General features: G+C 63.2%; 9 protein-coding genes. 2 read left to right on the forward strand and 7 right to left on the reverse strand.

Annotated features, from left to right (window positions below; all coding sequences use genetic code 11):
* Positions 1 to 19 precede the first annotated feature (19 nt).
* The 6 genes from NCR38_RS09765 to NCR38_RS09790 all read right to left on the reverse strand — a co-directional run bounded on the left by NCR38_RS09765 (position 20) and on the right by NCR38_RS09790 (position 6,290).
* On the reverse strand, positions 20 to 1,810 hold the full coding sequence (locus NCR38_RS09765; RefSeq protein WP_250476920.1) for an acyl-CoA dehydrogenase: 1,791 nt from the start codon (positions 1,808 to 1,810) through the stop codon (positions 20 to 22).
* 109 nt (positions 1,811 to 1,919) lie between these two features.
* Complete coding sequence (locus NCR38_RS09770) at positions 1,920 to 2,855, reverse strand: electron transfer flavoprotein subunit alpha/FixB family protein (protein WP_061120489.1); 936 nt, start codon at positions 2,853 to 2,855, stop codon at positions 1,920 to 1,922.
* A 22-nt stretch (positions 2,856 to 2,877) separates the two neighbouring features.
* The gene (locus NCR38_RS09775; RefSeq protein WP_061120488.1) at positions 2,878 to 3,627 is read right to left on the reverse strand and encodes an electron transfer flavoprotein subunit beta/FixA family protein; all 750 of its coding nucleotides are present in this window, start codon (positions 3,625 to 3,627) and stop codon (positions 2,878 to 2,880) included.
* Between the two features lie 175 nt (positions 3,628 to 3,802).
* On the reverse strand, positions 3,803 to 4,597 hold the full coding sequence (locus tag NCR38_RS09780; RefSeq protein WP_250476921.1) for a MetQ/NlpA family ABC transporter substrate-binding protein: 795 nt from the start codon (positions 4,595 to 4,597) through the stop codon (positions 3,803 to 3,805).
* Between the two features lie 15 nt (positions 4,598 to 4,612).
* Positions 4,613 to 5,266: a methionine ABC transporter permease gene (locus tag NCR38_RS09785; protein WP_061120486.1), complete on the reverse strand. Its 654-nt coding sequence runs from the start codon at positions 5,264 to 5,266 to the stop codon at positions 4,613 to 4,615.
* Entirely contained in the window at positions 5,256 to 6,290 is a 1,035-nt protein-coding gene (locus NCR38_RS09790) for a methionine ABC transporter ATP-binding protein (protein WP_061120485.1), read from the reverse strand. The genes NCR38_RS09785 and NCR38_RS09790 overlap by 11 nt, the downstream gene beginning before the upstream one ends.
* Before the next feature lie 167 nt (positions 6,291 to 6,457).
* On the opposite strand from NCR38_RS09790, the gene NCR38_RS09795 reads away from it, so the two are divergent.
* On the forward strand, positions 6,458 to 7,342 hold the full coding sequence (locus tag NCR38_RS09795) for an alpha/beta hydrolase (protein ID WP_250476922.1): 885 nt from the start codon (positions 6,458 to 6,460) through the stop codon (positions 7,340 to 7,342).
* On the opposite strand, the gene NCR38_RS09800 is transcribed toward NCR38_RS09795, so the two are convergent.
* Positions 7,339 to 8,262 (reverse strand): histone deacetylase family protein, encoded by a 924-nt coding sequence (locus NCR38_RS09800; protein ID WP_250476923.1) that lies wholly within the window; start codon positions 8,260 to 8,262, stop codon positions 7,339 to 7,341. The genes NCR38_RS09795 and NCR38_RS09800 overlap by 4 nt on opposite strands.
* A 318-nt stretch (positions 8,263 to 8,580) precedes the next feature.
* Between NCR38_RS09800 and mltB the strand changes: the two genes are divergently transcribed.
* Positions 8,581 to 9,753 carry a lytic murein transglycosylase B gene (gene mltB / locus NCR38_RS09805; protein WP_086961420.1) on the forward strand — a complete coding sequence of 391 codons (1,173 nt, stop codon included), beginning with the start codon at positions 8,581 to 8,583 and terminating at the stop codon, positions 9,751 to 9,753.
* Positions 9,754 to 9,866 lie beyond the last annotated feature (113 nt).

Consider the following 9,866-nt stretch of genomic DNA (forward strand, 5'->3'; position numbering starts at 1 on the left):
GAAGGCGCCCTTCTCGTTTTCAGAACTGATCTTCGCTCAGCGCGAGCACGCCTTCACTGCCGTTCGCGCTGATGATCGACGCCTCGATCCCCGGCGCGAGCGACAGAATGTGCTCGGCGAAGAATTCCGCCGTCGCGATCTTCGCGCCATGGAAACGCTCGTCCTCCGCGCGCTTCGCATGAGCGACGAGCATCGCTCGCGCCATCTGCCATCCCGCCAGCACGATGCCCGCGAGCCGCAGATACGGCACGCTGCCCGCGAAGACGGCATTCGGATCGCTCTTGAACTTTGCGATGATGAACTCGATTGCGCGCGCGAGCGACAGACTTCCCGCGCTCAAATGCCGATGCATCGACCTGAACGGCTGTCCGTCCAGCTCGGCGAGCGCCGCGATGGTCTGATCGATCTGCGCGAGCAGCGCCTGCGCCGTCGCGCCGCCGTCGCGCACGGTCTTGCGGCCGACGAGATCGTTCGCCTGAATCGCCGTCGTGCCTTCATAGATCGGCAGGATGCGCGCATCGCGATAATGCTGCGCCGCGCCCGTCTCCTCGATGAAGCCCATGCCGCCGTGCACCTGCACGCCGAGGCTCGCGACCTCGACGGACATCTCCGTACTGAAGCCCTTCACAATCGGCACGAGATATTCGTAGATCGCCTGGTGGCTCTTCTTCGCGTCGTCGTCGGTGTAACCGTGCGCGAGATCGCTATGCGCCGCCGCGACATACGCGAGCGCCCGGGCGCCTTCGGTGTAGGCGCGCATGGTCGAGAGCATGCGGCGCACATCGGGATGATGGATGATCGTCACGGACTCCTTCGCGCTGCCATCGACGGGACGGCTCTGCACCCGCTCTTTCGCGTACGCGACCGCCTGCTGATACGCGCGCTCGGCGATCGCGACGCCTTGCATGCCGACGGCGAAACGCGCCGCGTTCATCATGATGAACATGTATTCGAGACCGCGATTCTCGTCGCCGATCAGATAGCCGGTCGCGCCGCCGTGATCGCCGTATTGCAGCACGGCGGTCGGGCTGGCCTTGATGCCGAGCTTGTGTTCGATCGACACGCAATGCACGTCGTTGCGCGCGCCGAGCGAGCCGTCGTCGTTGACGAGAAATTTCGGCACGAGAAAGAGCGAAATGCCTTTCACGCCTTCGGGCGCGTCGGGCGTGCGCGCGAGCACGAGGTGCACGATGTTCTTCGCCATATCGTGCTCGCCGTAAGTTATGAAGATCTTCGTGCCGAAGACCTTGTACGTGCCGTCGCCCTGCGGCTCGGCGCGCGTGCGCACGAGCGCGAGATCGGAGCCCGCTTGCGGCTCCGTGAGGTTCATCGTGCCGGTCCATTCGCCGGAGATGAACTTCGGCAGGAAGCGCGCCTTCTGTTCGTCGCTGCCTGCCGTGAGGACCGCTTCGATCGCGCCGTCGGTGAGCAGCGGACAGAGCGCGAAGGAGAGATTGGCCGAGTTGAGCGCCTCGATGCACGGCGTCGCGATGAGCTTCGGCAAGCCCTGGCCCCCGAACTCCGCCGGATGGACGACACCTTGCCAGCCGCCTTCCGCGAACTGACGGAACGCGCCCTTGAAGCCGGGCGTCGTCGTGACTTCGCCGTTCGCCCATGCGCTCGGCGTGCGGTCACCGGCGACGTTCAGCGGCGCGAGGACTTCGCTGCAAAAACGCGCGGCTTCCTCGACGACGGCCTGTGCCGTGTCGAAGCCCGCGTCCTCGTGACCAGGCAGCGCGGCGATGCTGTCTATACCCGCCAGTTCCTTCATGACGAACAGCATGTCCTTGACCGGGGCGCTGTAGCTCATCGTCTTGTCTCCTTTTTTTACAAATACTTCGGTGCGAAAAAAAGGGCGCAACGTTTTGTCGCGCCCTTTCTTTTTCTCTGTGGCGAGTGTTCGACTCACACGGCGCGGTTTAGCCGAGCTCTTTCACCAGTTCCGGCACGACCGAAAACAGATCGCCGACGAGACCGTAGTCGGCCACGCTGAAGATCGGCGCTTCGGGGTCTTTGTTGATCGCAACGATGACCTTCGAGTCCTTCATGCCCGCGAGATGCTGAATCGCGCCCGAGATGCCGACGGCCACATACAGTTGCGGCGCGACGATCTTGCCGGTCTGGCCCACTTGATAGTCGTTCGGCACATAGCCAGCATCGACGGCCGCGCGCGATGCGCCCAGCGCCGCGTTGAGCTTGTCGGCGAGCGGCTCCAGCGTCTTCGTGTAGTTCTCGCCGCTGCCCAGACCACGTCCGCCCGACACGATGATGTGCGCGCTCGTCAGTTCCGGACGGTCGAGCTTCGTCACTTCGCGGCTCACGAACTGCGAGATGCCCGCATCGGCTGCGGCTTCGATCTTTTCAACCGCGGCATTGCCGCCTTCTGCCGCGACCGGATCGAAACCCGTCGCGCGCACCGTGATCACCTTGATCGGATCGCCCGATTGCACCGTTGCAATCGCATTGCCCGCATAGATCGGACGCTCGAAGGTGTCGGCGCTATCGACCGCGGTGATATCGCTGATTTGCGCGACATCCAGATGCGCAGCGATGCGCGGCGCGATGTTCTTACCGTAAGCCGTCGCGGGCGCCAGAATGTGCGAATAGTCCTTCGCGATATTCAGCACCGTCGCTTCGACGTTTTCTGCCAGGCCTTCGGCGAGTTGAGGCGCATCGGCGAGCAGCACTTTGCTGACGCCCGCGATCTTTGCCGCTGCATCCGCCGCGCCTTGCGCATTCGAGCCTGCAACCAGCACATGCACATCGCCGCCAATCTTCGCCGCCGCCGCAACGGTGTTCAGCGTCGCTGCCTTGATCGACGCGTTATCGTGTTCCGCAATTACCAGAATCGTCATGTTTTCTCCGCGTGTGTGTCGATCAAAGCACCTTGGCTTCGGTCTTGAGCTTCTCGACCAGCGTCTTCACGTCGGGCACCGTGATGCCTGCGCTGCGCTTGGGCGGCTCGACGACCTTCAGCGTCTTCAGACGCGGCGCGACATCGACGCCCAGATCAGCGGGCTTCACCGTCGTCAGCGGCTTCTTCTTCGCCTTCATGATGTTCGGCAGCGTCACATAGCGCGGCTCGTTCAGACGCAGATCGGTCGTGACTACAGCGGGCAGCTTCAGCGAAAGCGTCTCAGCACCGCCATCGACTTCACGCGACACCGTTGCCTTGCCATCCGCGACTACGACTTTCGATGCGAACGTCGCCTGCGGCAGACCCGCGAGCGCGGCCAGCATCTGACCGGTCTGGTTTGAATCGTCATCGATTGCCTGCTTGCCGAGAATGACGAGCTCGGGCTTCTCCTGATCGACCAGCGCCTTCAGGATCTTCGCCACCGCCAGCGGCTGCAGTTCATCAGCGGATTCGACGAGAATCGCGCGATCCGCGCCGATGGCCAGCGCCGTACGCAGCGTCTCCTGACACTGCGTCACGCCGCACGATACGGCGATCACTTCCGTCGCGACACCCGCTTCCTTCAGACGCACCGCTTCCTCAACGGCGATCTCGTCGAAGGGGTTCATCGACATCTTCACGTTGGCGATATCGACGCCCGTGTTATCCGACTTCACCCGGACCTTCACGTTGTAGTCGACCACGCGCTTGACTGGCACCAGAATTTTCATGCACACGCTCCAAAGTTACGATTACGTCAACCCAGCGTCATTATACGAGCGACGCGCTGGCTAGCCCCCGCGGAATCGGGTGGGTTGAGTCGTCATGCAATAGGTATGGGCTGAATTTTATCGAACGATCGTTCTATTTCTATCCACAAAAACCCGAAGATCGCCATGAAAACGATTACCAGGCCGTGATTACCGCCCCTGCGTACTTGCCTTCAACGAACTGCTTCACCTCCGGCGAATGATAAGCGGCGATCAGCTTGGCGACCCACGGCTTGTCCTTGTCGGCCGCGCGGATCGCGATGATGTTCACGTACGGCCCATGCGAATCTTCGATGGCGATCGCGTCCGACTTCGGCTTCAGCCCGGCTTCCATCGCGAAATTCGTGTTGATGGCGGCGGCGTCGACGTCGTCGAGCGAGCGCGGAATCTGAGCCGCGTCGAGTTCGACGATCTTCAGCTTCTTCGGATTCTCGACGATATCGAGCGGCGTCGCCTTCAGGCCTGCGTCCGCGCGCAGCTTGATCAGGCCTTGCTTCTGCAGCAGCAACAATGCACGCCCGCCGTTGGTCGGATCGTTCGGCACCGCGATGCGCGCGCCATTGCCGAGCGCCGGCAGCGATTTCAGCTTCTTCGAGTAGATGCCCATCGGGAACGTCACGGTATCGGCGACCCTGATGAGCTTGTAGCCGCGATCCTTCACCTGCGCGTCGAGATACGGCAGATGCTGATAGCTGTTCGCATCGAGGTCGCCGGCGGCGAGCGCGGCGTTCGGCTGCACGTAGTCGGAGAATTCGACGACGGTGATCTTGAGCCCGTTCTTCGCGGCGACCTGCTTCACCACGTCCATGATCTGCGCGTGCGGGCCGCCGGTCACGCCCATCTTGATGGCGTCCTCGGCGTGCGCGACACCGTTGAACAGCGTTGCGCCCAGAAGCGCGGCGGCGAACTTCAAAACGAATCGACGTTGCATGATTTTCTTGAGTGATTATTTATGGCTGAGACGGCGAACGAGCCAGTCGCCGAACGATTGCACGAGTTGCACGAACACGATGAGGATAACGACGACGGTGATCATCACTTCGGGCAGGAAGCGCTGATAGCCGTAGCGGATGCCGAGATCGCCGAGACCCCCGCCGCCGATCGCGCCCGCCATCGCCGAATAGCCGACGAGCGACACGAACGTGATGGTGAGCCCCGCGACGACACCCGGCAGCGACTCCGGCAACAGCACCTTGAAGACGATCTGGCGGGTGGTCGCACCCATCGCCTGGGCGGCTTCGATGAGACCGCGATCCACTTCGCGCAGCGCGGTCTCGACGAGCCGTGCGATGAATGGCGCAGCGGCGATGGTCAACGGCACGACAGCGGCCGCGGTGCCGATCGACGAGCCGACGACGAGGCGCGTGAACGGAATCACCGCAACGAGCAGGATGATGAAGGGCGTCGAGCGCACCGCATTGACGACGCCGCCGAGCACGCGATTCACGCCGATGTTCTGCAACACGCCATCGCGATCGGTCAGATAGAGCAGCACGCCGAGCGGCAGGCCAACGGCCGCGCCCACGAGTCCCGAGATGCCGACCATGATCAGCGTTTCCCAGAACGACTGCACGAACATGTCGAACATTTCACTCAACATGGGACAACTCCTCCACGACGACACCTTGAGAACGCAAATACTCGATCGCCTCCGCGATCTTCACCGGCTGGCCGCCCGCGAGCACCGCGAGCGAGCCGAACGCCTGCCCCTGAATCTCATCGATCTGGCCGTGCAGGATGTTGAAATCGAGCTCGTAGCGGCGGATCGTTTCCGAGAGAATCGGCTGATCGACGCCCGAGCCGGTGAACGCGAGCCGCAGCAAATGGCCGCTACCCGTCTTAAGACGTTCGATGACGCGCGCCTTCAACGCGGGCGGCAACTCGTGCGCGATTACATCGCCGATCAGCGCGCGCGTGACTTCGTGGTGCGGCTGCATGAAGACATCGACGACCTTGCCTTCTTCCACCACGCGGCCCGCGTCGAGCACCGCGACGCGATCGCACACCTGCTTGATCACTTCCATCTGATGCGTGATGAGCACGATCGTGAGACCCAGCTCGCGATTGATCTTGCGCAGCAGATCGAGAATCGCGCGCGTGGTTTCCGGATCGAGCGCGGACGTGGCTTCGTCCGACAGCAGCACTTGCGGCTTGCTCGCGAGCGCCCGCGCGATGCCCACGCGCTGCTTCTGCCCGCCGCTGATCTGCGCGGGGTATTTGTCCTTGTGCGTCGTGAGGCCGACGAGATCGAGCAGCGGCAAAACGGCCGCCTCGATCTCCGCGCGCTTCTTGCCGGCAAGCTCGAGCGGCAACGCGACGTTGTCGTACACCGTGCGCGAGCTCAGCAAATTGAAGTGCTGAAAAATCATGCCGATATCGCGGCGCGCCGCACGCAGATCGTCCTTGCCGAGCGTCGTGAGATCGCGTCCGTCGACGATCACGTTGCCTTCGCTCGGCCGCGTCAGCAGATTGATGGTGCGCACCAGCGTGCTCTTGCCCGCGCCGCTGCGCCCGATGATGCCGAACACTTCGCCGGCGGGAATCGTCAGATTGACGTTGTGCAGCGCTTCGACCCAGCCCCGGGGCCCCGCGAAGCGTTGCGAGAGATTGCGTATTTCGATCATGAAAAATGCAAACGGCGGAAGGCTCGCCGGGTGAAACGCACCCGCGCCGCCGGCCGCCGCCTGTTCGTACTCGTAGCTGTGTAGTCGCCCGAGATTTTACCGGACGCGTTACATTCTGTTTAATAATGATTTCAGATCGGCTAATAACGCGGAGATATTTACAGCCCATGTCCCGGAACGTTTATTCGACGAGCGCCGTCACGACGCGCAACGGCGTGGAACTGTTCCTGCATCGCTGGCAGCCCGCGCCGGAGGTCGAACTCAGGGCGCGCGTCGCGCTCGTTCACGGCCTCGGCGAGCACGCGGGACGCTACGACGCGCTCGCGATCGCGTTGAACGCGGCGGGCATCGAACTGATCGCAATCGATCTGCGTGGGCATGGGAAGTCGTCAGGCGATCGGGCGTGGGTGCGCGTATTCACTGACTATCTGCGCGATGCCGACGTGTTGCTCGAAGCGTGCGCCGCGACGCCGCCCGTCGCCACGCCCCTTTTTCTGATGGGCCACAGCATGGGCGGCACGGTCGCGGCGCTCTATGCCGCAGAACGCGCGCGGGAGAGAAAACTGGCCGGATTGATTCTGTCGAGTCCGGCATTGAAGATTGGCGCAGGCACGCCTCGCTGGAGGGCGAAATTGTCCCGCATCGTCGGGACCGTGGCGCCGCGCCTTGCCGCGTTCAGCATTGACCCGGCGCTGCTTTCGCGTGCGCCGGGCGTCGTCGAAGCGTACAAGCGCGATCCGCTCGTGCTTCACGGCGCGGTCCCGGCGCGCACCGCCGCGCAGATTCTCGCCGCGATGGAGCGCCTGGCGACGAAACGCCGCGACATCACACTGCCGCTTCTCGTCTTCCACGGCAGCGCCGACGCGATCTGCGATCCTGCCGGCAGCCGCGAATTCGAAGCGAACGCGGGATCGACGGACAGCACGCTCGCGATCCACCAAGGCAGCGCCCACGAAACGCTCAACGATCTCGACCGCGAGCGCGTGATCCGCGAGCTCATCGACTGGATTCTGGTGCGCGCCGACTACGCGCGCACGCACGCACCCGGCTAGATTTCCGCGAGTACTCGCAGATGCGCGACGACGCTGCGTCCGAGCGCCGACAGGTTGTAGCCGCCTTCGAGACAGCTCACGATGCGCCCCTGCGCGTGACGCTTCGCCACCGCGCGAATCTGCTCGGTGATCCACGCGTAATCGTCCTCGACAAGACCCATGTTGCCCATGTCGTCTTCGCGATGCGCGTCGAAGCCGGCGGAGAAGAAGATCATCTGCGGCTTGAAATCCTCGAGCCGCGGCAGCCACAACAGGTCGACGACTTCACGCACCTCCATGCCCTTCGTGCGCGCGGGCAGCGGCACGTTGACCATGTTCGGCGCGTGATTATCGGCGCCGCTGAACGGATAGAACGGGTGCTGGAAGAAGCTGCACATGAGCACGCGCGAGTCGCCGCTGAACGCGGCCTCGGTGCCGTTGCCGTGATGCACGTCGAAATCGACGATCGCGACCCGCTGCAGTCCGTGCACTTCGAGCGCATGACGCGCGGCGACCGCGACGTTGTTGAAGAGGCAGAAGCCCATCGCGCGCGCGGGCTCCGCGTGATGGCCCGGCGGGCGCACGCTGCAGAACGCGTTGTCGTAACGTCCTTCGATTACGGCATCGGTGGCCGCGATCGCCGCGCCCGCAGCGCGCAACGCGGCACGATAGGACTCGGGGCACATCGACGTATCCGGATCGAGTTCGCTTCTCCCCGACTCCGGCGTGCGGCTCTTGATGTAGTCGATGTGCGCCTGCGTGTGCACGCGTGCGAGTTCGGTTTCCTCGGCGAGCGGCGCTTCCTCGCGCTCGATGAGCGAATCGATCCGGCTCGCGATCAGTTGATCCTCGATCGCCTGCAACCGCGCCGGACATTCGGGATGCCATTGGCCGTTGTCGTGCCGGAGGCAGTCGGGGTGGGAGTAGAAGCCGGTGGCCATGATGTCTCGCAATGCCGCTTTCGTCGGCTCTTGTCTCGTGTTTTTTCGTCATACGCGACCACGTGCCGCGCATTTGACGTTAAGTTACCACACCGTTTGGCGCGTCCGCCGTCGCCCGGGCATACGGGCAGTCCGGGCGCGAAGCGTCGGTTATACTGCCCCGACGCCTTGCCGGGCGAGCGCTTGCGCGCAGCATGTTGCAGGCCGTTGCGTTCCGTTAAGAATCGTTGCAGAGCGTTTCGCATGGATTCACCCTCACAGACGTTCTGGCCGCTCGCGCATCAGGCATCGCCCCTACCGCCCCCAACCACGCACACTATGACTTTCCAGTTTGCTCCGTTCGACTTCACGGCTTCGTTCACGCCGGCAAAGCGCGCACTCATTGCTTCCCTCGTCTGCGCGCTCGGCTTTCTCTCCGGCAACAGTGCCTTTGCGCAGTCGCAGCAGCCGCAGGCCGCGACGCCGCAAGGGCAGGTGTTCGAAGAAGAGATCGTGCCGCAGCGTTACGCGAACAATCCGAATGTCGATGCGTTCATCAACGACATGGTCGCGCGCTACGACTTCGATTCGTCGGCGCTGCATGACCTGTTCTCCCGCGTGAGTTATTCGGCGACGGCGGCGAAGCTGGTCCTGCCGTCCCCGACGCCGCAAGCCAAAAACTGGCGCGCGTATCAGGGGCGTTTCATCGAGCCGGTGCGCATCAATGCGGGTGTGAAATTCTGGCGTGCGAATCAGGCGACGTTGCAGCGCGCCGCGGAGCAATTCGGCGTGCCGCCTGAGGTGATCGTCGGGATCATCGGCGTGGAGACGATCTATGGGAAATACATGGGCAACTTCCGCGCGCTCGACGCGCTGACCACGCTCACTTTCGATTATCCGAACACGCCGAACCGCACCGAGCGCATGGCGACCTTCCGCAAGAATCTGGAAGACCTGCTCGTATGGACGCGCGATTCGCAGATCGATCCGACGACCGTGCTCGGTTCGTACACCGGCGCGATCGGCATTCCGCAGTTCCTGCCGAGCAGCATCGTGCAATACGCGGTCGATTACGACGGCAACCGCCGTATCGATCTGCGCACGAGTCCGGCGGATGCCATCGGCAGCGTGGCGAATTATCTGAAGCAAAACGGCTGGGAGCCGGGGCGGCCGGTCGTGTGGCGTATCGCCGGCGACGTCGGCAGTCAGGGCATCGCGCAGGCCGCCGCCGATGGTTCGCCGGAGCCGAAGTGGTCGCTCGCGCAACTGACGAAGGCCGGCATGCTGCTCGACGAGCCGCGACTCAACATCGAGGCTGAAGCGCCGACGCCGCTCACCGTGGTCGATCTGCCCACGCCCGGCCGCGCGACCGAATACACGCTCGGACTGAAAAACTTCTACGTGCTCACGCGTTACAACCGCAGCTTCTTCTACGCGCTCGCGGTGTATCAACTGGGCGAGGCGGTAAAGGCGCGCATGATGGCGGGCGATACGGGTACGAACCCGCAGTGACGTCCTGTCCGCGCTGAAAAACAAAACCCCGGCAAGTGAACTGCACCCCAAAAGTTGGACAACCGTCCAACGACTTGGGGTGTTTTTTATGAGCAAGCACAGCGCGCAATTTA

It is taken from the genome of Caballeronia sp. INML1 (genome assembly GCF_023631085.1).
Lineage (GTDB): Bacteria > Pseudomonadota > Gammaproteobacteria > Burkholderiales > Burkholderiaceae > Caballeronia > Caballeronia turbans.

Excerpts from the sequence above, each read along its gene's own strand:
- NCR38_RS09795 (WP_250476922.1), top strand. The coding sequence starts at position 6,458 with ATGTCCCGGAACGTTTATTCGACGAGCGCCGTCACGACGCGCAACGGC.
- NCR38_RS09765 (WP_250476920.1), bottom strand. The coding sequence starts at position 1,810 with ATGAGCTACAGCGCCCCGGTCAAGGACATGCTGTTCGTCATGAAGGAA.
- NCR38_RS09800 (WP_250476923.1), bottom strand. The coding sequence starts at position 8,262 with ATGGCCACCGGCTTCTACTCCCACCCCGACTGCCTCCGGCACGACAAC.
- mltB (WP_086961420.1), top strand. The coding sequence starts at position 8,581 with ATGACTTTCCAGTTTGCTCCGTTCGACTTCACGGCTTCGTTCACGCCG.
- NCR38_RS09785 (WP_061120486.1), bottom strand. The coding sequence starts at position 5,266 with ATGTTGAGTGAAATGTTCGACATGTTCGTGCAGTCGTTCTGGGAAACG.
- NCR38_RS09790 (WP_061120485.1), bottom strand. The coding sequence starts at position 6,290 with ATGATCGAAATACGCAATCTCTCGCAACGCTTCGCGGGGCCCCGGGGC.
- NCR38_RS09770 (WP_061120489.1), bottom strand. The coding sequence starts at position 2,855 with ATGACGATTCTGGTAATTGCGGAACACGATAACGCGTCGATCAAGGCA.
- NCR38_RS09775 (WP_061120488.1), bottom strand. The coding sequence starts at position 3,627 with ATGAAAATTCTGGTGCCAGTCAAGCGCGTGGTCGACTACAACGTGAAG.
- NCR38_RS09780 (WP_250476921.1), bottom strand. The coding sequence starts at position 4,597 with ATGCAACGTCGATTCGTTTTGAAGTTCGCCGCCGCGCTTCTGGGCGCA.